The 21,519-nt window shown below is 70.3% G+C and carries 14 protein-coding genes; 9 read left to right on the top strand and 5 right to left on the bottom strand.

From position 1 onward, the window contains the following. Positions 1 to 19 precede the first annotated feature (19 nt). The 5 genes from ACTWQR_RS43065 to holA all read left to right on the top strand — a co-directional run bounded on the left by ACTWQR_RS43065 (position 20) and on the right by holA (position 6,024). Complete coding sequence (locus ACTWQR_RS43065) at positions 20 to 2,677, top strand: ComEC/Rec2 family competence protein (protein ID WP_443232750.1); 2,658 nt, start codon at positions 20 to 22, stop codon at positions 2,675 to 2,677. A 4-nt stretch (positions 2,678 to 2,681) separates the two neighbouring features. Beyond that, entirely contained in the window at positions 2,682 to 3,509 is an 828-nt protein-coding gene (locus tag ACTWQR_RS43060) for an arylamine N-acetyltransferase family protein (RefSeq protein ID WP_443232739.1), read from the top strand. A 173-nt stretch (positions 3,510 to 3,682) separates the two neighbouring features. Then, a complete protein-coding gene (locus tag ACTWQR_RS43055; protein ID WP_443232738.1) occupies positions 3,683 to 4,564 on the top strand; it encodes a YceI family protein in 882 nt (293 codons plus the stop codon). Between the two features lie 74 nt (positions 4,565 to 4,638). Further along, on the top strand, positions 4,639 to 4,884 hold the full coding sequence (locus ACTWQR_RS43050; protein ID WP_443232737.1) for a hypothetical protein: 246 nt from the start codon (positions 4,639 to 4,641) through the stop codon (positions 4,882 to 4,884). Positions 4,885 to 5,028: 144 nt separating this feature from the next. Further along, positions 5,029 to 6,024 carry a DNA polymerase III subunit delta gene (holA, locus tag ACTWQR_RS43045; protein WP_443232736.1) on the top strand — a complete coding sequence of 332 codons (996 nt, stop codon included), beginning with the start codon at positions 5,029 to 5,031 and terminating at the stop codon, positions 6,022 to 6,024. Between the two features lie 378 nt (positions 6,025 to 6,402). Here holA and rpsT read toward each other — a convergent pair whose 3' ends face one another. Beyond that, complete coding sequence (rpsT, locus tag ACTWQR_RS43040) at positions 6,403 to 6,669, bottom strand: 30S ribosomal protein S20 (protein WP_443232735.1); 267 nt, start codon at positions 6,667 to 6,669, stop codon at positions 6,403 to 6,405. Positions 6,670 to 7,054: 385 nt separating this feature from the next. Here rpsT and lepA point away from each other — a divergent pair, with 385 nt between their 5' ends. Continuing rightward, positions 7,055 to 8,923 (top strand): translation elongation factor 4, encoded by a 1,869-nt coding sequence (gene lepA, locus ACTWQR_RS43035; protein WP_443232734.1) that lies wholly within the window; start codon positions 7,055 to 7,057, stop codon positions 8,921 to 8,923. Between the two features lie 318 nt (positions 8,924 to 9,241). After that, complete coding sequence (locus tag ACTWQR_RS43030) at positions 9,242 to 11,128, top strand: AMP-dependent synthetase/ligase (protein WP_443232733.1); 1,887 nt, start codon at positions 9,242 to 9,244, stop codon at positions 11,126 to 11,128. Positions 11,129 to 11,232: 104 nt separating this feature from the next. Here the strand turns inward: ACTWQR_RS43030 and ACTWQR_RS43025 are convergent, their stop codons facing one another. Together ACTWQR_RS43025 and ACTWQR_RS43020 are read right to left on the bottom strand one after the other, a co-directional pair. Continuing rightward, the gene (locus ACTWQR_RS43025; protein ID WP_443232732.1) at positions 11,233 to 11,805 is read right to left on the bottom strand and encodes a response regulator; all 573 of its coding nucleotides are present in this window, start codon (positions 11,803 to 11,805) and stop codon (positions 11,233 to 11,235) included. 14 nt (positions 11,806 to 11,819) lie between these two features. Next, the gene (locus ACTWQR_RS43020) at positions 11,820 to 15,965 is read right to left on the bottom strand and encodes a HAMP domain-containing protein (protein WP_443232731.1); all 4,146 of its coding nucleotides are present in this window, start codon (positions 15,963 to 15,965) and stop codon (positions 11,820 to 11,822) included. A gap of 133 nt (positions 15,966 to 16,098) precedes the next feature. Here ACTWQR_RS43020 and ACTWQR_RS43015 point away from each other — a divergent pair, with 133 nt between their 5' ends. Further along, positions 16,099 to 18,210 (top strand): SpoIIE family protein phosphatase, encoded by a 2,112-nt coding sequence (locus ACTWQR_RS43015; RefSeq protein ID WP_443232730.1) that lies wholly within the window; start codon positions 16,099 to 16,101, stop codon positions 18,208 to 18,210. Positions 18,211 to 18,341: 131 nt separating this feature from the next. Then, entirely contained in the window at positions 18,342 to 19,574 is a 1,233-nt protein-coding gene (gene hemW, locus ACTWQR_RS43010; RefSeq protein ID WP_443232729.1) for a radical SAM family heme chaperone HemW, read from the top strand. Between the two features lie 268 nt (positions 19,575 to 19,842). Here hemW and ACTWQR_RS43005 read toward each other — a convergent pair whose 3' ends face one another. After that, positions 19,843 to 20,646: a DUF3097 domain-containing protein gene (locus tag ACTWQR_RS43005; RefSeq protein WP_443232728.1), complete on the bottom strand. Its 804-nt coding sequence runs from the start codon at positions 20,644 to 20,646 to the stop codon at positions 19,843 to 19,845. 34 nt (positions 20,647 to 20,680) lie between these two features. Next, positions 20,681 to 21,487 carry an MBL fold metallo-hydrolase gene (locus ACTWQR_RS43000; protein ID WP_443232749.1) on the bottom strand — a complete coding sequence of 269 codons (807 nt, stop codon included), beginning with the start codon at positions 21,485 to 21,487 and terminating at the stop codon, positions 20,681 to 20,683. Positions 21,488 to 21,519 lie beyond the last annotated feature (32 nt).

Below are 21,519 nucleotides of genomic sequence, written 5' to 3'. Positions count from 1 at the left end.
CCGCAATCGTCGGCCGGCCGTGCACGTTGCCTCCGGCAATCCGCTCGGTGCCGCGCATCCTCGTCAAGAGGGGCCGACGGATCTGCGGCTGGTGCCGCCGGCGTTGGCAGCGTGGGCGACCGCGGCGCTGACGTTGGACGCGCCGCCGGAGTGGGTGACGGGTGTCGCGGTCGTCTGCGTGGTCGTGGCCGGTGCGTTGCTGGTCACCCGACGAAGAGGTATGCGGGGGGAGCAGGATCGTCGGCCTGGGCCCGGGCCGAACGGTGGGCCGGAGCCTGAGCCTCGACCTCGGCCCGAGCCGAACGGTGGGCCGGACCCCGAGCCTCGCCCTCGGCCCGAGCCGAACCGTGGGTCGCAGCCGCAGCCGCAGCCGCAGTCGCAGCCGCAGCGTGGCGGCCGGTGGCGAGGCCTCTGGCATTCGTGGCCGAGGGCCTCCGTCGCCGGGGTGCTCCTCTGCGTCGCGGGAGCCGCTGCCTCCGGTGGATTGCACGGTGCGGACCTGCGCCGTGGCCCCGTCCCGGAGTTGGCGCGTCAGTACGCCGAGGTGACCGCCGAGGTGGAGGTCACCTCGGACCCACGGCTCACCCGTCCCCGGATCAGGGGAGACCACGCGGCCCCGACCGCCATCCTGCTCAACGCCGAGGTCCGACGCATCGAGAAGCCGGACGGGACGGTGGCGGAGACGCGAACACCGGTCCTGCTGATCGTGGACGCGAGTCCGCGGGCGACTCGGGAGCGAGAGGGCTCCCCCTGGCTCTCCCTCCTCCCCTCCACAAGGGTGCGTGTGGCGGCGCGTGTCGTGCCGGCGCTCGGGGGCGGTGACCGGATCGCGGCGGTGCTGCGCGTGCATGGCGGTGGGCCGCCGAGGGTGGTCGGGGAGCCGTCGGGCACGCAGCGGTTCGCCGGGGAGTTGCGGGCCGGGCTGCGGGCGGCGACCGACGGGCTGGAGGCGGACCCGCGGGCACTGCTGCCGGGGCTGGTGGTCGGGGACACCTCACGGATCACACCGGAGCTGGACGAGGCGTTCAAGGCGACCGATCTCACACACATCCTTGCCGTAAGCGGAACGAACTTCACAATTCTGCTCGCCCTGCTCATCGGCCCGCCCGGCCGGGCCCAGCAAGCCGAGCGTCGCGGGCTCGCGCCCCGGATCGGCATTCCGTTGCGGGCGACGGCCCTCGTCGGCGGCGCGCTCACGCTCGGCTTCGTGATCGTGTGCCGACCGGACCCGAGTGTGCTGCGGGCCGCGGCCTGCGGGGCGATCGCGCTGCTGGCCATCGCCACGGGCCGCCGCAGATCACTGATCCCGGCGCTGGCCACGGCGGTGCTGGTGCTGGTGCTGTACGACCCCTGGTTGGCCCGGAGCTACGGCTTCCTGCTCTCCGTGCTCGCGACCGGCGCCCTTCTCACGCTCGCTCCGAGGTGGAGTGCGGCCCTTCAGAGGCGCGGGATACCGCCCCGGCCGGCCGAGGCTTTGGCGGCCGCGGGCGCCGCCCAGGCGGTGTGCGCACCGGTCGTCGCCGTCCTCTCGGCCCGGGTGAGCCTGGTGGCGGTGCCGTGCAACCTGCTGGTGGAGTTCGCGGTCGCGCCGGCCACGGTGCTGGGCTTCGCGACGCTGGCGACGGCCTCGTGGGCGATGCCCGTCGCCAAGGCGCTGGCGTGGTGTGCGAGTTGGCCCGCCGGATGGATCGCGGACATCGCCCGCGCGGGTGCGGCCCTGCCCGGCGGGGGAGTGGACTGGCCCGGCAGCTGGGCGGGCGCGTTGCTGCTCGCCTGCGCGATCGCCGTTGTCGTGCTCGTCGGCCGAAGGCTGCTGAGACACCCCTGGCTGAGTGGAGCCTGCGGAGTGCTGCTTGTGCTCGTGATGGTGCAGCCGCCGCCTCTGACCCGGGTGCTCACGGGGTGGCCGCCGCCGGGCTGGCGGTTCGCGATGTGTGACGTGGGACAGGGCGACGCGACGGTGCTCGCGGCGAGCGACGGCACCGGCGTGGTGGTCGACGCGGGACCGGACCCGGTACTGGTGGACCGGTGTCTGCGCGCGCTCGGCATCACGCGGATCCCGCTCGTCGTTCTGACCCACTTCCACGCGGACCATGTGGCGGGGCTGCCGGGCGTGCTGCGCGGGCGTTCGGTGGGCGCGATCGAGACGACGGGCTTCGAAGAGCCGCTGGACCAGGCGGAGTTCGTCCACAGACAGGCCGCGTCCCAGGGAGTTCCGGTGAGGCGGGCGGTGGCGGGGGAGCGGCGTCGTACGGGCGCGCTCGACTGGCAGGTGCTGTGGCCGCCGCCGCGCCCGGCCCCGGGACCCGAGGGCCCGAACGACGCGAGCGTCACACTGCTCGTACGGTCGGCCGGGCTGACGCTGCTGATGCTCGGCGACCTGGAACCACCTGCCCAACGAGCGCTGTTGAGATCACCGGCCGGGGCCGGCCTCGGGGGCGTGGACGTCCTCAAGGTCGCCCATCACGGGTCGGCCTACCAGGACCCGGACCTCATACGCAGGGTGGCGCCGCGCCTCGCGGTGATCAGTTGTGGCGCCGACAACATGTACGGGCATCCGGCGCCGAGCACGCTGGCGGCGTTGCGGGCCGGGGGCGCGGAGGTGCTGCGTACGGACGAGGACGGGGCGGTCGCGGTCGCCGGAGGAGGTGATCGGTTGCTGGTGGCGAGAGACTGAGGGCATGAAACCCGCACAGGCCGACGCCTACCTCCGCCGAATCGGCGCCGCCCACCCCGCCTGGCCCACCATCGACGTGCTCCGCGAACTCCAGCTGAGGCATCTGCTGACCGTGCCCTTCGAGAACCTGTCGATCCACCTCGGTGAGGAGATCGTGCTCGAGGAGGAGCGGCTACTGGACAAGGTGGTGGGCGCCCGGCGGGGCGGCTTCTGCTACGAACTGAACGGGGCGTTCGGAGCGTTGCTCGGGGCGCTGGGCTTCGATGTGACGGTGCTCGCGGCTCGGGTGTACGGGGAGGAGGAGCGGCTGGGGATTCCGTACGACCATCTCGCGCTGCGGGTGCGGACGGTGGACGGAGGCGACTGGCTGGTCGACGTCGGGTTCGGGGCGTTCAGCCATTACCCGCTGGCCTTCGAGGAGCGGGGCGAGCAGGTGGACCCGGGCGGCACGTTCCGGGTGATCGTGGCCGGGGCGGATCCGGCCGGTGTGCAGGGGAGCGCGGGGCTGTTCGGGGACCTCGAAGTCGTGCGGGACGGCAAATCCCAGTACCGGCTGGAGACCCGGCCGCGGGTGCTCGGGGATTTCGTGGCCGGGGCCTGGTGGCACAGCACCTCGCCGGCTTCGCACTTCACACAGTCGCTGGTCTGTTCGCGGGTCACGGAGGACGGCGGGCGGATCACGCTCAGCGGTCGCAGGCTCACGGTCACGAGCCCCGACGGCGAGAAGGAAGGGTCGGATCTGGCCACGGACGAGGAGGTGTTGGAGGCCTATCGGGAGCGGTTCGGGATCGTGCTGGAGCGCGTCCCGGTTGTCCGGAAAGGGGATGAATGAGGGAAAAGCGTAAACGGAACGGCCAATTCGGTCTACTCATGCGTAGTCCCAGCACATGTGCTGGATTCCCGCTATGTGGTCGAGTCTTGCCTCGAAAGTCGCATCAGTGGTCGAATGCCTCCTCGACAACAGGTGATTTCACGTCGTTCAGGTCGCGCGAGGGTGTGTCGCAAATGCTCAGCAGTTGGCTGGGAATCCGTACGAACCGGGCACAGCGGGCGGGTGGTCTTGCCGCGGTGCCGATGCCGACCGGAGCCGGAGTGCTGAGCTGCCGGGTCCTTGACCCGGTGAAGCAGCCGGTGCCGCATGCGGAGTTCGCGGTCACGGATGCCATGGGGCGCAAAGTGGTCAGTGGGGGGATGGATCCGTTCGGGTCCTTCATCACGACTGTTCCCGCAGGTGAGTACCGGCTCGCGGTGTCGGCCGAGGGGTACGCCCCGTACCGGACGGACGCCACGGTGGCCGAGAACACACTGGCCTCGCTGGGTGATGTGACCCTGCACGTCGCCCGGCCGCACGTGCTGCCGCAGTCGGGGGACTGGGAGATCGAGCCGACGCACTCCTCGATCGGGTTCACCGCGCGGCACATCGGGCTGGCCCGGGTGCATGGCCGGTTCAACACCTTCGCCGGGGTGATACGGATGGCCGACCGCGTCGACCAGTCGGCCATGCACGTGGTGATCGACGCGTCCTCCATCGACACCAACGTGAAGATGCGGGACGACCATCTGCGGTCCGCGGACTTCCTGGACGTCGACCGGTTTCCGACGCTGGAGTTCTACAGCGACCGGTTCGCGCACCGGGGTGGCAACAAGTGGGCGATCACCGGGGCGCTGACGCTGCACGGGGTGACGCGAACGGTGACGCTCGACACGGAGTACTTCGGGGTCGGCAACGGTATGGAGGGCGAGGTGCGGGCGGCCTGCCGGGCCACCACCGAACTGCGCCGCGACGACTTCACGGTGAGCTGGCAGACGATGCTCGCGCGGGGCATCGCCGTGGTCGGACCGAGCATCCGGGTCTCCCTGGACGTGCAGATCGTGCCCAAGGGCTGACGCGGCCGGCCCAGGGGTTCGGCGGTCGGCCACCCTCGGCGCGAGGTCCTCCCCGCATACCGGAAGATGTCCACGTGAGCGATGTGAGACATGTGCTGGTGCTGCCCGATCGCGATGCCGCTCAGGAAGCGGCGGAGGCGCTCGGAGAGCGGTTCCGGATCGATGAGGAGCCGCAGCTCGTGCGGGACGCCCTGGCCGGTGAGGACGACGCCGAGGACGCCCAGTGGCTGGTGGTCCTGCGGGACGAGGGCGGGCGGCTCGATGCCGGGGAACTGGACGAGTTCGCGGGCGAGTGGGACGGGTGGCGCGAGGAGCCGTAAGCCGCGAGCCATCCACTGACCGCGGGCTGCGGACCGCGGGCTGCGGACCGACCGCAAGCCTGACCGCGGGCTGACCGCTGGTCCGCCGAGGGCGGGCTCCGGGGCGGAGTCCGTTGTCAGTGGTGCGTGGGATGCTTGACCGCGATGGCCAGGAACTCTGCACACGACAACCCGCTCGCTCCTGTCACGATCGCCGTGGGGCAGGAGGATCTGCTGCTCGACCGTGCCGTGCAGCAAGTGGTGGCCGCCGCGCGGGCCGCCGACGCGGACACTGACGTACGGGACCTCACGTCGGACCAGTTGCAGCCGGGCACGCTCGACGAGCTGACGAGTCCGTCGCTCTTCGCCGAGCGGAAGGTCGTCGTCGTGCGCAACGCGCAGGATCTGTCGGCCGAAACGATCAAGGACGTGAAGGCGTATCTCGGCGCTCCCGCCGAGGAGATCACGCTCGTGCTCCTGCACGCGGGGGCGGCCAAGGGCAAAGGGCTGCTCGATGCCGCGCGCAAGGTGGGGGCGCGGGAGGTTGCCTGCCCCAAGATGACGAAGCCGGCGGATCGGTTGGCGTTCGTGCGGAGTGAGTTCCGTGCGCTCGGGCGGTCGGCCACGCCGGAGGCGTGCCAGGCTCTTGTCGACTCGATCGGGAGCGATCTGCGGGAGTTGGCGTCCGCCGTGACTCAGCTTGTCGCGGACGTGGAGGGGACGATCGACGAAGCCGTCGTCGGGCGGTACTACACCGGGCGGGCCGAGGCCTCCAGCTTCACGGTGGCCGACCGGGCCGTGGAGGGGCGGGCGGCGGAGGCGCTCGAAGCGTTGCGGTGGTCCTTGTCGACGGGCGTCGCCCCTGTGCTGATCACCAGTGCGCTGGCCCAGGGTGTCCGGGCCATCGGCAAGCTCTCCTCCGCGCGCGGGGGGCGGCCCGCCGACCTTGCCCGTGAGCTGGGGATGCCGCCCTGGAAGATCGACCGGGTGCGTCAGCAGATGAGGGGTTGGACTCCTGACGGTGTCGCGGTCGCCCTTCGCGCGGTCGCGGAGGCCGACGCAGGCGTCAAGGGCGGCGGCGACGATCCCGAGTACGCCTTGGAGAAGGCGGTCGTCACGATCGCCCGCGCGGCTCGCTCCGCGGGAAGAGCGGTGGGGTAGTTCGTAGGGTGCGGGCCGGTTGTGGCTGGTCGCGCAGTTCCCCGCGCCCCTTCGGGGCCCGCCCCACGTTTCCCGCCCGTCGCCCGTCGCCCGTCGCCCGTCGCCCGTCGCCCGTCGCCCGCCGCCCGCCGCCCCGGCCGCCCCTGAGGGCGCGGGCGGCGGCGCGCACGCCGAAGGCCCCGGTCGCTGTCCTGGGGAGGACGAGCAACCGGGGCCCCGGTTCAGCCGATCAAGCTGAGGACTCGTACCCGCGTGGCGAACGCAGGCCGCGTACGAGTCGGGATGCCGGTCGGGAGCGGAAGAGAGAGGGCCCGCTCAGGTCCTTCCGGCGTTCAAATCAAGTGGGCGCTCGGCGGAGCCGAGTTACCCGGCAGAGGTTCAGCCCTTGAGGGAAGCGACCTGGGAAGCAAGCGCCGACTTCTTGTTGGCGGCCTGGTTCTTGTGGATGACGCCCTTCGAGACGGCCTTGTCGAGCTTGCGCGAGGCTTCGCGCGCAGCGACCGTGGCCTTCTCGACGTCACCCGCGGCAGCAGCCTCACGGGCCCTGCGGATCGCGGTCTTCAGCGAAGACTTGACGGCCTTGTTGCGCAGCCGAGCCTTCTCGTTGGTCTTGATCCGCTTGATCTGGGACTTGATGTTCGCCACGAATGAGCCTTTTCAGGTTCAGGCACGCGAGGGCAAGCCCCACGCGCCGGTGATTGATCTTCGAGTAGCCCGCCGGTCGCCCGGCGAAGCCGATACCCCACCGGTCACCCGACGGAGCGTGTGTGCCTCGTGCAAAGAGGGCATGAGACACAGCTGCCCAGACTACCAGCGGCCCCCCGAGCGCCCAAAACAGGCCCAGCCGCCCAGCGACCGCGGCCCAACCAGGCCCAGTCGCCCAGGGACTGAGCCCTGATTCAGACCCAGCCGTCCAGGGAGCGATCGCGGACGCGGCCCGTACCGGTCGCACGCCCGCGCCCGTGGGACCATGGAACCTACGTATCGATCCGACCCGAGGCGACAGGCGCCTCAAGAGACAGGACCCTGCGTGCCCGCGATCCCTAACAATGTGCCCGAGCCGAGCCGTACCGCCCCGGCTCAGATCCGCAACTTCTGCATCATCGCGCACATCGACCACGGCAAGTCCACGCTCGCCGACCGCATGCTCCAGCTGACCGGAGTGGTCGATCAGCGGCAGATGCGCGCTCAGTACCTCGACCGCATGGACATCGAGCGCGAGCGCGGCATCACGATCAAGTCCCAGGCGGTCCGTCTGCCCTGGGCTCCGACCGAGGACAAGGGCAACACCCACATCCTCAACATGATCGACACCCCGGGGCACGTGGACTTCACGTACGAGGTGTCCCGCTCGCTCGCGGCCTGCGAGGGCACGGTCCTCCTCGTCGACGCGGCCCAGGGCATCGAGGCCCAGACCCTCGCCAACCTCTACCTGGCGATGGAGAACGACCTCAAGATCATCCCCGTACTGAACAAGATCGACCTGCCGGCCGCCCAGCCGGAGAAGTTCTCCGAGGAGCTCGCCAACCTCATCGGCTGCCAGCCCGAGGACGTGCTGAAGGTCTCGGCGAAGACCGGCATCGGTGTGGACGCGCTTCTGGACCGGGTCGTCCGCGACGTCCCGGCCCCGGTCGGCGTCAAGGACGCCCCCGCCCGCGCGATGATCTTCGACTCGGTCTACGACTCCTATCGGGGCGTGGTCACGTACGTCCGCGTCATCGACGGGCAGCTCAACAAGCGCGAGCGCATCAAGATGATGTCGACCGGCGCCACCCACGAGCTCCTTGAGATCGGCGTCTCGTCCCCCGAGATGACCTCGGCCGACGGCATCGGCGTCGGCGAGGTGGGCTACATCATCACCGGCGTGAAGGACGTCCGTCAGTCCAAGGTCGGCGACACCATCACCAGCAAGGACAAGGGCGCCACCGAGGCCCTCGGCGGGTACAAGGACCCCAAGCCGATGGTGTTCTCCGGCCTCTATCCGCTGGACGGCTCGGACTACCCCGACCTCCGCGAGGCGCTGGACAAGCTCCAGCTCAACGACGCCGCCCTGGTCTACGAGCCGGAGACCTCCGCGGCCCTCGGCTTCGGCTTCCGTGTCGGCTTCCTCGGCCTGCTGCACCTCGACGTCATCCGTGAGCGCCTGGAGCGCGAGTTCAACCTGGAACTCATCGCCACCGCGCCCAACGTGGTCTACCGCGTGATCATGGAGGACGGGAAGGAGCACACGGTCACCAACCCGAGCGAGTTCCCCGAGGGCAAGATCGACAAGGTCTTCGAGCCGGTCGTCCGGGCCACGATCCTCGCCCCCAGCGAGTTCATCGGCTCGATCATGGAGCTCTGCCAGACCCGCCGCGGCACCCTCCTCGGCATGGACTACCTCTCCGAGGACCGCGTCGAGATCCGCTACACGCTCCCCCTCGCCGAGATCGTCTTCGACTTCTTCGACAACCTGAAGTCCAAGACCCGCGGTTACGCCTCCCTGGACTACGAGCCCACCGGCGAGCAGGACGCCCAGCTGGTGAAGGTCGACATCCTGCTGCACGGCGACCGCGTCGACGCCTTCTCCGCCGTCACGCACAAGGACGCCGCGTACGCGTATGGCGTACGGCTCGTGGCCAAGTTGCGCGAGCTGATCCCGCGCCAGGCCTTCGAGATCCCCATCCAGGCCGCCATCGGCTCCCGGGTCATCGCTCGCGAGACCATCCGCGCCATCCGCAAGGACGTCCTCGCCAAGTGCTACGGCGGTGACATCTCCCGTAAGCGGAAGCTGCTGGAGAAGCAGAAGGAGGGCAAGAAGCGGATGAAGATGGTGGGTTCCGTGGAGGTTCCACAGGAGGCCTTCATCGCCGTGCTGTCCAGCGACGAGAACGCGGGCTCGGGCAAGGGCAAGAAGTAGCTGTCGGCAACCATCCGGTCAGCCCCGGAATCCAGGGCCCGTCGCGCTTTCGCGTGGCGGGCCCGTCGCGTCCACGGACCGCCTCATTCCGCCTACGCTCTGTACGAAGTGAAAGGCCGCCGCCTCTTACGCACCGGGCGGTCGGGCTCTACTCTGATCTCCACTCGGTGGTTACTGGCGAGTTAAACAAGAACCACACCGAGCCCATCGCAATGCCGCACGAGCCAACCGCAACGCCGTACCGAGCCAACCGCAATGAGTCAGCCCCACGCACTATTGAGCCAGCCACACGCACTGTCGCGGGCCCCGGAGGATGTCGTGAGCGACACACAGACCCTGATCGAGAACCGTCCGTCGTCCGTGGCGGCCGTCTTCCTGGAGCGCGTGGCGGCCACGCCGGACGGGGAGGCCTACCGCTACCCGGTGCCCGCCGCGTCGGGCGAGGGCCCGGACGACTGGAAGTCGCTGAGTTGGGCGCAGGCCGCCGAGCGGGTCTACTCGATCGCGGCAGGTCTGATCGAACTGGGTGTGCAGCCGGAGCAGCGCGTCGCGCTCTCCTCCTCCACCCGGGTCGAGTGGATCCTCGCCGACCTCGGCATCATGTGCGCGGGCGCGGCGACGACGACCGTGTACCCGCAGACGAACGCCGAGGAGTCGGCCTTCATCCTGTCCGACTCCGAGAGCAAGGTCCTGATCGCGGAGGACGCGGCGCAGCTCGCCAAGGCGCGCGAGAAGCGGGCCGAGCTTCCCGAGCTGACCCACGTCGTGGTGATCGACCCCGCCGGCGTGGAGCCTTCCGAGGCGGACGGCGAGTGGGTTCTCACCCTCGCCGAGCTGGAGACCCGGGGCGCCGCCTACCTGGAGAAGAACCCCGACCTGATCAAGGAGAAGGTCGGCGCGATCACCTCCGACCAGCTCGCCACGCTGATCTACACCTCCGGCACCACCGGCCGCCCCAAGGGTGTGCGCCTGCCGCACGACAACTGGTCGTACATGGCGAAGGCCACCGCGGCGACCGGCCTGATCAGCGCTGACGACGTGCAGTACCTGTGGCTGCCGCTCGCGCACGTCTTCGGCAAGGTGCTCACGTCCGGCCAGATCGAGGTCGGGCACGTCACCGCCGTCGACGGCCGCGTGGACAAGATCATCGAGAATCTGCCGGTCGTGCAGCCCACGTACATGGCGGCCGTGCCGCGCATCTTCGAGAAGGTCTACAACGGGGTCGCGGCCAAGGCGCGGGCCGGCGGCGGCGCCAAGTACAAGATCTTCAAGTGGGCGGCCGAGGTGTCCCGCGAGTACGCGAAGACCACGCAGGACAACTTCCGCCGCACCGGCACCGCCTCCGCGCCCTTCGGGCTCTCCGCCAAGCACAAGGTCGCCGACGCGCTCGTCTTCGCCAAGATCCGCGAGGCCTTCGGCGGCAACCTGCGGGCCTGCGTCTCCGGCAGCGCGGCGCTCGCCCCCGACATCGGCTACTTCTTCGCCGGAGCCGGCATCCACATCCTGGAGGGGTACGGCCTCACGGAGTCGTCCGCGGCCTCCTTCGTCAACCCGGGTGAGGCGTACCGCACGGGCACGGTCGGCAAGCCGCTGCCCGGCACGGAGGTGCGTATCGCGGACGACGGCGAGATCATGCTGCGCGGCCCCGGCATCATGGAGGGCTACCACGGGCTGCCCGAGAAGACCGCCGAGGTCCTCGAGTCCGACGGCTGGTTCCACACCGGGGACATCGGCGAGCTGTCCCCCGACGGCTACCTGCGCATCACCGACCGCAAGAAGGACCTGATCAAGACCTCGGGCGGCAAGTACATCGCGCCCGCCGAGGTCGAGGGCCAGTTCAAGGCCGTGTGCCCGTACGTCTCCAACATCCTGGTGCACGGCGCCGACCGGAACTTCTGCACCGCGCTCATCGCGCTCGACGAGCCGTCCATCCTCGGCTGGGCCGAGGAGAACGGGATGTCGGGCAAGTCGTACGCCGAGGTCGTCGCCGCCCCCGCCACGGTCGAGCTCATCGACGGCTACGTGAAGACGCTCAACGAGGGTCTCCAGCGCTGGCAGACCATCAAGCAGTTCAGGCTCCTCCCGCGCGACCTCGACATCGAGCACGGCGAACTGACGCCCAGCCTCAAGCTGAAGCGGCCGGTCGTCGAGCAGGAGTACAAGCACCTGATCGATGAGATGTACGCGGGGGCGCGCGAAGCGTAGGCGCTCCGCTGGGTTAGGCGGGGAACTACGGGCTGTTGTTTGGCTGCGGGTCTGTTGGGGCTGGTCGCGCAGTTCCCCGCGCCCCTTGCGGAGAACCGCGCCCCTTACGGGGCGCGGTTCTCCGCCACCAAGGCTCGGAGGTCTCGGACCTGTGCGCGCAGGTTCGCCAAGTCCGGGGAGACTTCGGTCAGTTGCTTCTCCAGCGCGTCAAGGCGCGCGTTCACCAGCGCACCATGTCCCTGCTGCTGCGCCAGCATCCGCTCCAGCTGCTGGTTCTTGCGATGCAGATCGAGGAAGACGGTCACTTTGGCGCGCAGCACCCAGGGGTCGAAGGGCTTGGTGAGATAGTCGGCGGCCCCGGTCGCGTACCCGCGGAAGGCGTAGCCCGCGTCGGAGTCCGTGCCCGTCAGGAAGATGATCGGTACGTCCTTGGTCTGATCGAGCCGTTTGATGTTCGCGGCGGTCTCGAACCCGTCCATGCCCGGCATTCGGATGTCGAGCAGGACGACCGCGAAGCGTTGCCGCAGCAGCGCCTTCATCGCCTCCTCGCCCGAACGGGCGCGTACGAGCGGCTCGTTGAGGGACCCCAGGACGGCCTCCAGCGCGACCAGGTTGTCCTCCATGTCGTCCACGAGGAGGATGCTGGCACGCTCTTCGGTCGATACCTCAGTACTCATGGTGATTGATTGCCTCACTCGGTCGTCGGCGGTACAGCGGACTCCTGTGCTGAGTCGAGTCCCGGAACAGCGGATCCGACGGAGCCTTCCGGCTCGTCGGTGTCCGTACTCTCGGGGTCCAGGAGCCCACAGACGACGGTCAGCAGTTGATCGACGTCCACCGGCTTGGGTACGTAGTCGTTCGCACCGCGCGCGATGGACTTCTCGCGGTCGCCCGGCATCGCCTTGGCGGTGAGGGCGACGATGGGAAGGCCGGTCCAGCGCGGGGTGCGGCGGATGGCGGCGATGGTCTCGTAGCCGTCCATCTCCGGCATCATGATGTCCATCAGGACGAGTTCGACGTCGGGATTGCGCTCCAGCGTCTCGATGCCCTCGCGCCCGTTCTCCGCGTACAGGACGGGCATCCCGACCCGGCCCAGTACGTGGGTGAGCGCGAACACGTTGCGGATGTCGTCGTCCACGATCAACACCCGGCGCCCGGGCAGCACTTGGCCCGCCCGCCCGGACTGCCACGCCTCCAGCTTGGTGGGCGCGGGCCAGCTGTCGTCCTGGTCGTGGACGGTGAACGGTTCGGAGGACGGCAGGTCGGGCACCGGCAGCGGCCGTCCCTCCGCCCCGGTCGCCGAGTGCCCGGGGCTGATGACCGGGACGTACAGCGTGAACGTGGAGCCGCTGCCAGGCACGCTCTCGGCGATGATGCGGCCGCCCAGCAGGCCCGCGATCTCCCGGCTGATGGACAGGCCGAGGCCCGTACCGCCGTATTTGCGGTTCGTCGTGCCGTCGGCCTGCTGGAACGCCTCGAAGATCACCGGGAGTTTCTCGGCGGCGATGCCGATGCCGGTGTCGGCGACCGCGAAGGCGATCACGTCGTCGCTGTTCTCCCGGGTGTAGACGTGGTCGGGGTCCTTGACGCGGTTGACCCGCAGCTCGACCCGGCCCGCCGCGGTGAACTTGATCGCGTTGGAGAGCAGGTTGCGCAGGATCTGCTGGAGCCGCTGCTCGTCCGAGTACATCTCGCGCGGTACGTCCTCGCCGACCGACACCTCGAAGGCGAGCCCCCGGTCCAGCGTGAGCGGCCGGAACGTGGCGTGCACGTAGTCGAGCACCTTGATCAGCGGCAGCTTCTTCGGGCGTACGTCCATCCGGCCGGCCTCGATCTTCGACAGGTCGAGGATGTCGTTGATGAGTTGGAGAAGGTCCGACCCCGATCGGTGGATGGTGGTCGCGAACTGCACCTCCTGATCGGAGAGATGGCCGTCCGGGTTGTCGGAGAGCAGCCGGGCCAGGATCAGCAGCGAGTTCAGCGGCGTACGCAGCTCGTGCGACATGTTCGCCAGGAACTCCGACTTGTACTGCGACGACGTCGCCAACAGCGCCGCCTTCTCCTCCAGTTCGGCGTTCGAGCGCTGCAACTCGGCTTGCTGGCGCTGGAGTTCGTCGGATCGTTCCTGGAGCTGGGTGGCCAGCTGCTGGGACTGGCCGAGCAGTGACTCCGTACGGGAGTTGGCGATGATGGTGTTGATCGCGACGGCGATGGTGTTCACGAACTGGTCGAAGAACGCGAGGTGTACGTCGGAGAAGCGGGAGAAGGACGCCAGCTCGATCACGCCGAGGAGTTTGTCCTCGAAGAGGATCGGGATGATGACGACGCTGGACGGGGCCGCCTCCCCCAGACCGCTGTTGATCTTGATGTAGTCCGGTGGGGCCTCCTCGACGAGGATCCGCTTCTTCTCGCGGGCGGCCTGCCGCACGAGGCCGTGGACCGGCATGGCGCCCGTGTCGACGGTCGCGCCCTGGGCCGATCCGTACCCGGCGATGAAGGCGAGTCCCTTGGCGGGCACGGCCGTGTGCGTCGAGGCGCCGTCCTCCTCCGGTTCGGCCAGGAAGAACGCGCCGTACTGCGCGTTCACCAGCGGAGTCAGCTCGCGCAGGAGCAGGTCGGCGACCTCCATCAGGTCGCGGTGGCCCTGCATGAGCGCGGCGAGGCGGGCCAGGTTCGACTCCAGCCAGTCCTTCGCGCGCGTGGTCTCGCGGAGGTTGGACACCATCAGGTTGATGTTGTCCTTCAGCTCGGTGACCTCGCCGCGCGTCTCCACCGAGATGGAGCGGGACATGTCGCCCTGGGCCACCGCGGACGCCACCTCGGCGATCGCGCGGACCTGGGTGGTGAGGTTGGAGGCGAGCTCGTTCACGTTCGTCGTCAGGCGCTTCCAGGTGCCGTACACGCCCTCCACCCGTGCCTGGCCGCCCAGTTGACCCTCGGAACCCACCTCGCGGGCCACGCGCGTGACCTCGGAGGAGAAGGACGACAGCGTGTCGACCATCGTGTTGATGGTGGTCTTCAGCTCCAGGATCTCGCCGCGCGCGTCCACGTCGATCTTCTTGGAGAGGTCGCCCTGGGCCACGGCGGTGGCGACCTGCGCGATGTTCCGCACCTGTGAAGTCAGGTTGTCCGCCATGTAGTTGACGTTGTCGGTGAGGTCCTTCCAGACCCCGGAGACACCCAGCACCTGGGCGCGGCCGCCCAGTCGGCCGTCCGTGCCGACCTCGCGGGCGACGCGGGTCACCTCGTCGGCGAAGGCGCGCAGCTGGTCCACCATCGTGTTGACGGTGTCCTTCAGCTCCAGGATCTCGCCGCGGGCGTCAACGGTGATCTTCTTGGACAGATCGCCGTTCGCGACCGCCGTCGTCACCTGTGCGATGTTCCGGACCTGTGAAGTCAGGTTCAGCGCCATGAAGTTGACGTTGTCGGTGAGGTCCTTCCAGACGCCCGACACGCCGCGTACCTGGGCCTGACCGCCGAGGTTTCCTTCGGTGCCGACCTCGCGGGCCACGCGCGTGACCTCGTCCGCGAACGCCGACAGCTGGTCCACCATCGTGTTGATGGTCGACTTCAGCTCCAGGATCTCGCCCTTCGCCTCGACCGTGATCTTCTTGCCGAGGTCGCCCTGGGCGACGGCCGTGGAGACGAGGGCGATGTTGCGGACCTGTGAAGTCAGGTTGTCCGCCATGAAGTTGACGTTGTCGGTGAGGTCCTTCCAGACGCCCGACACGCCGCGTACCTGGGCACGACCGCCCAGGTTTCCCTCGGTGCCGACCTCACGGGCCACGCGGGTCACCTCGTCCGCGAACGCCGACAGCTGGTCGACCATCGTGTTGATGGTCGACTTGAGTTCGAGGATCTCGCCCTGGGCGTCGACCGTGATCTTCTGGCTCAGGTCGCCGTTGGCGACGGCCGTGGTGACCTGGGCGATGTTGCGGACCTGGCTGGTCAGGTTCGACGCCATGAAGTTGACGTTGTCGGTGAGGTCTTTCCAGACCCCGGACACGCCGCGCACCTGTGCACGGCCGCCCAACTGGCCCTCCGTGCCGACCTCGCGGGCCACCCGGGTCACCTCGTCGGCGAAGGCGGAGAGCTGGTCGACCATCGTGTTCACGGTCAGTTTGAGTTCGAGCAGCTCGCCGGTCGCCTCGACCGTCACCGTGCGGGTCAGGTCGCCGCGCGCCACCGCCGTGGTCACCAGGGCGATGTCGCGGACCTGGGCGGTCAGCCGGGACGCCATCGTGTTGACCGCCTCGGTCACGTCCCGCCAACTCCCGGAGAGGCCTGTCACCTTGGCGCGACCGCCCAGCCGCCCCTCGGTGCCGACCTCGCGGGCCACCCGCGTCACTTCACCCGTGAAGAGCGACAGCTGGTCGACCATCTTGTTGACGGCACGCCCCAACCGGCGCAAATCGCCCCGGAGCTGACGGTTGCCGTCGTGCAGGTCCACCCGCTGGGTCAGATCGCCGCCGGCCACCGCGTCGAGGACGCGTGTCGCGTTGGCGGCCGGCGCCACCAGGGCGTCGAGCAGCTGGTTGACGTCGTTGACCCTGTTCGCCCAGTGGCCCTGGCCGGGGCTGGCGGAGATCCGCTCGTCCAGCCGGCCGTGGCGAACGAGGTCCCGACGGACGCGCTGCACCTCCGAGTTGAAGTGCAGGCTGCGGTCCATGATCTGGTTGAACACCGTGCCGAGCTCGGCGGCCAGGCCATGGCCCGACTCCGGCACCTTCGAGAAGTCACCGTCCCGGGCGGCGATCAGGGCAGCGAGCAGAGGACGCAGATCTGATGCCCGAATCTGTCCGTCTTCGAGCACATGCGTAGCACTGTCATCACTCATGGCGGCCCACTTCGGTAACTCGGCGCTTATGGGCCCAGCCAGTCTGTCACTCTGTCCGCATCCGCTGAGGTGTAATCGTCCGATCTGCTCAGGGAGCCGCACAGTGGGGGCAATACCGACGCAACGGGAGTCCATGGCCCGTGCTCCTGGGGCGTCCGGGCCCCCGCACGCGGTGGCGCGTACGTCATTGCCGGGCAACCCTCTCGCTTCGGCCGCCGCCCGCCGGTTCGTCCGCGCCGCGCTCGCCGAGTGGATCGAACTCGCCCTGCCCGGCGCCGAGTTGGTCACCGACGTCCTCGTCGGTGACGCCATGGTGGTCGTCAGCGAACTCGTCACCAACGCGGTCGTGCACGCCGGCACGGACGTGGAACTGCTGTGCCGGCTCGACAGCTGCACGGAGAACATCCCGTCGGCCTGCCCGGCCCACTCGGCAGCCGCCCCGGTGCCCTCAGGGGCTGCCCCGGCCGACTTCGGAACCGCCTCGGCCGACGACAGGTCGGCCGCATTGGACGACAGGTCCGGTGGGCCCGGTGGATCCAACGGGCCTGATGGTTCCGGCGGGTCCGCTGGGTCCGGTGGGTCCAATGGGCCAGATGGTTCCGGCGGGTCTGCTGGATCCAGTGGGTCCGGCGGGTCCAGTGGTTCCGGCGGCCTCGTCATAGAGGTCTCCGACCATCACCCCGCACGCGTCGTACGCGACGACGGCGCCGAGCCCCCGCACGACACCGTCGAGTACGGCCGCGGTCTGCGGCTCGTCTGCGCGCTTTCCGACGCCTGGGGCATCACCTACCGCACCGGCACCAAGACCGTCTGGGCCCGGCTGCCCGTCGAAGGGGTCGCGGTAGCCGAGGAGCCGGAGGCGTACGACGGAGAGCACGCCCTGCGGCGCGGACAGCGGGCGGCCGAGATCCTCGCTCCCGCGCCCAGGCCCAGCGCGCAGGACCAGGACTGGCGCAGCCGCGGCGCCCTCTCCTTCCTCGCCGAGGCCTCCGACCTGCTCGCCGGGCAGCTCGACGAGGACCTGGTGGCCGCGCTCACCGGACAGCTGCTCGTGCCGCGGCTCGCCGACTGGTGCGCGGTGTGGCTGGAGGACGAGGCGCCGGGCCGCTCCGACGGAGGCGTCTTCGGCGGCCCGCGGCTCGCCCGTGTCTGGCACGGCAGCGAGAACCGCATCGAGGAACTGCGCCGGCTCCTCGAGAAGGACCCGCCCGAGCTGTCCGAATCGGCACGCTCCGGACCCGTCCCCGTGCCCTGGCCCGCCGAGGCACTCGGTCCGCGCGCGGCCAACGGGGCGGCACTCGCGTACCGGCTGATCGCGGGCGGCAGGCCGCTCGGCACCCTCGTCATCGGGCGGGCCGGTCTTGACCGCTACCCCGACGAGATCACGGGGCTCGTCGAGGACCTCAGCCGCCGGGTCGCGCTCGCCATCGGAGCGGCCCGGCAGTACGCGCGTCAGGCCACCATCAGCCGCGTACTGCAGCGCGGACTGCTGCCCGGAGCGGTCGCCGAGATCCCCGGGGTGCGCAGCGCCCTCGTGTACGAGCCGTGCGACAAGGGCGGACCGAGCGGCGACTTCTACGACCTGTTCCCCGCCGGGGACGGACGCTGGTGCTTCGCCCTCGGCGACGTACAGGGCAAGGGCCCCGAGGCCGCCGTGGTCATCGGGCTCGCCCGGCCCTGGCTGCGGCTGCTCGCCCGCGAGGGGTACGAGGTGCCCGACGTCCTGGACCGCCTCAACCAGCTGCTCCTCGACGACGCCACCGAGGCCTCGGACGCGGCGGCCCGGGCCCTGGTCGCCGCGGGCGGCCAGGGGCTCGCCGACGAGGGACCCCAGAACCGCTTCCTCTCCCTCCTCTACGGCGAGCTGGTGCCCGTCGAGGGCGGTGTGCACTGCACGGTCGCCTCCGCCGGGCATCCGCTCCCACTCCTCCTGGAGCCCTGCGGGAAGGTCGGCGAGGTGGCCCAGCCGCAGACCCTCCTGGGCGTCTTCGAGGACGCGACCTACACCTGCGGAACCTTCGATCTGCGCCCCGGCGACAGCCTCCTCTGCGTAACGGACGGCGTGACGGAGCGCCGCAGCGGGCACCGCCAGTTCGACGACGACGAGGGCCTCGCCGCCGCCCTCGCCGGCTGCGCGGGCCTCAGCGCCGAGCTGATCGCCGAGCGCATCCGACGGCTGGTGCACGAGTTCGGCGGGCGGCCGCCGGATGACGATCTCGCGCTGCTGGTGCTGCAGGCGGAGTAGGGAGCGGCGGGTGTGCCGACCGGGGGCCCCGGGTGGGCTGAGCGGGGGCTCCGGACGTGCTGAGCAGAGGGTTCGGCCAGTCCGCTGAGCAGCGGGTCGGGCAATCCTCGGGGTGCTGGACAATGGAACGCATGCCTTCCGCACTCCCCGACGGCGAGCCCGTCCCCGACGACGGGGCGCTGCCCGCGCACGCCCTGGCCGGCGCGGCCGATCGTCCGCTCGGGTTCTATCTCCACGTCCCGTACTGCGCGACACGCTGCGGCTACTGCGACTTCAACACGTACACGGCGACGGAGCTGCGGGGCTCGGGGGGCGTGCTCGCCTCCCGCGACAACTACGCCGCGACCCTGATCGACGAGATCCGGCTGGCCCGCAAGGTCCTGGGCGACGACCCGCGCCCCGTCCGCACGGTCTTCGTCGGCGGCGGAACGCCCACGCTGCTGCCCGCCGACGATCTCGTACGGATGCTGGGGGCGATCCGGGACGAGTTCGGGCTCGCGGACGACGCGGAGGTCACGACCGAGGCGAATCCGGAGTCCGTGGACCCGGCGTATCTGGCCACTCTCCGGGCCGGCGGCTTCAACCGGGTCTCCTTCGGGATGCAGAGCGCGCGCCGGCACGTCCTGAAGGTGCTGGACCGCACACACACCCCGGGTCGGCCCGAGGCCTGCGTCGCCGAGGCCCGCGCGGCCGGTTTCGACCACGTCAACCTCGACCTGATCTACGGTACGCCTGGGGAGTCGGACGAGGACTGGCGGGCCTCGCTCGACGCCGCGATCGGCGCCGGGCCCGACCACGTCTCGGCGTACGCGCTGATCGTCGAGGAGGGCACGCAGCTCGCCCGGCGGATCCGGCGCGGCGAGGTCCCGATGACGGACGACGACGTTCACGCGGACCGGTATCTGATCGCGGAGGACCGCCTTTCCGCGGCGGGTTTCTCCTGGTACGAGGTCTCAAACTGGGCCACGTCCGCCGCCGGGCGCTGCCTCCACAACGAGCTGTACTGGCGCGGTGCCGACTGGTGGGGCGCCGGGCCCGGGGCCCACAGCCACGTGGGGGGTGTGCGGTGGTGGAACGTCAAGCATCCGGGGGCGTACGCGGCGGCGCTGTCCTCCGGACGGTCGCCCGGGGCGGGACGCGAGCTCCTGTCGGAGGAGGACCGGCGGGTGGAGCGCATCCTCTTGGAGCTGCGGCTCCTGGAGGGGGTTCCGCTGTCCCTGCTGCACGCGGACGGCCTCGCGGCCTCCCGGCGTGCCCTGTCCGAGGGGCTCCTTCAGCCCGGGCCGTACGAGGACGGGCGCGGCGTCCTCACCCTGCGGGGGCGGCTGCTTGCGGACGGGGTGGTGCGGGATCTGGTGGACTGAGGGTTTTTCGCCCCCGCCGCCCCTACCCGTCCCATCCCTGGGGCTCCGCCCCCCAGACCCCGCCAGGGGGCCAGCCCCCTGGACCCCCGCTCCTCAAACGCCGGAGGGGCTGAATCACTAGCCCGTCGTGGGGATCCCCCCGCTCGAGCGAAGCCGAGAGTGGGGGAGTTTGGGGACGAGGCCGTACAGGCCGAAAGGGGGGTCTGGGGGCGCAGCCCCCAGGGATGGGACGGGTAGGGGCGGCGAGGGCGAAAACCACCGTCCACCCTCACTCCGCCATCGTGACGAAGTCGATCAACTCCTCCACCCGCCCCAGAAGCTCCGGCTCCAGGTCCCGGTAAGAGCGCACGGAGCCAAGGATCCGCTCCCACGCCGCCCCCGTGTTCTCCGGCCAGCCCAGAGCCCGGCAGACGCCCGTCTTCCAGTCCTGGCCGCGCGGAACGCGGGGCCACGCCGGAATGCCCACGGACGCCGGCTTCACCGCCTCCCAGACGTCGATGTACGGATGGCCCACGACAAGCGCGTACTCGCTCGTCACCGAGGCCGCGATGCGGGACTCCTTCGTGCCTGGGACGAGATGGTCGACGAGGACTCCCAACCGCGCGTCCGCCCCCGGACCGAAGTCGTCGACGATGGCGGGCAGGTCGTCGATGCCCTCCAGGTACTCGACGACGACCCCCTCGATACGGAGGTCGTCACCCCAGACCCGCTCCACCAGCTCGGCGTCGTGGCGGCCTTCGACATAGATCCGGCCGGCTCTGGCGACCCGGGCGCGAGCCCCGGGCACGGCGACCGATCCGGATGCCGTACGAGTGGGGCGTACCGGAGCGGCGGACGGGCGCACCAGAGTCACCACACGCCCCTCAAGGAGGAAGCCGCGGGGCTCCAGCGGGAACACCCGGTGCTTGCCGAAGCGGTCCTCCAGGGTGACCGTGCCCGCCTCGCAGCGGATCACGGCGCCGCAGAAGCCGGTTCCGGGTTCCTCGACGACGAGGCCCGGCTCCGCCGCGACCTCGGGCACGGGCTTGGGTTTCTTCCACGGAGGGGTCAGGTCCGGTGAGTACTGGCGCATTCGGATGACGATAGGAGAAGGGCCCGGCCAGGTACTACCGCGGCCCTTGCGACACGCCGAAACGCCGTGCCAGCGCGTCCCGTTGGGCCCGGACGAACGCCGCGTTCACCGCGGCCCCGTGCCCGGGCACGTACACCGCGTCCTCGCCGCCCAGCTCGAGCAGCCGGTCCAGGGCCGCGGGCCAGTGCGACGGTACGGCGTCGGGCCCGGCCTGGGGCTCGCCGGACTCCTCGACCAGGTCACCGCAGAAGACGATCTCGGGCGAGCCCACTCCCGGGGTTCCCGGGGTTCCCGGGACTCCGGGGACTCCCGGGACATCGGGGACTCCGGGGACGCCAGGAACGAGGACCGCCAGGTCGTGGCTCGTGTGCCCGGGGCCGACGTTCGCCAGCAGGACCTGCAGACCGCCGCCCAGGTCGAGCGTCCACTCGCCGGAGACGAGGTGCCGAGGCCGGACGAGCAGATCCGCGGCCTCCGCCGCCTCGCGCGCATCGGCGCCGTTGCGAACGGCGTCCGCGCGCAGCTCCTCCCGCTCGTGGACGAGCACCCGCTCGAGCCCCACCGCACCGAAGACCTCGACCCCCGCGAACGCCGCCGCACCGAAGACATGGTCGAAGTGCGGGTGCGTGAGCGCGAGGTGGGTGACCCGCCCGCCCCCGAGCAACCGCCGCGCCTCGGTACGCAGCCGCGCGCCCTCCCGCACGCTCGACCCCGCGTCGATCATGAGCGCCGCGTCCTCGCCCACCACCAGCCCGGTCGTGCAGTCCCACACCGGAAGCCGGCACCGCCCCACGCGGGGGGCCAGTTCCTCCCATCCGGACTCCGCCCACGTCACGTTCAGCATGCCCCCGGCTCTTCCCAAGTCACCTTCAT

The organism is Streptomyces sp. 2A115 (assembly GCF_052245575.1).
In the GTDB taxonomy this organism is placed as follows: Bacteria; Actinomycetota; Actinomycetes; order Streptomycetales; family Streptomycetaceae; genus Streptomyces.
The sequence above is the reverse complement of the archived record's forward strand: the minus strand, read 5'-3'. Positions and strand labels throughout refer to the sequence as shown.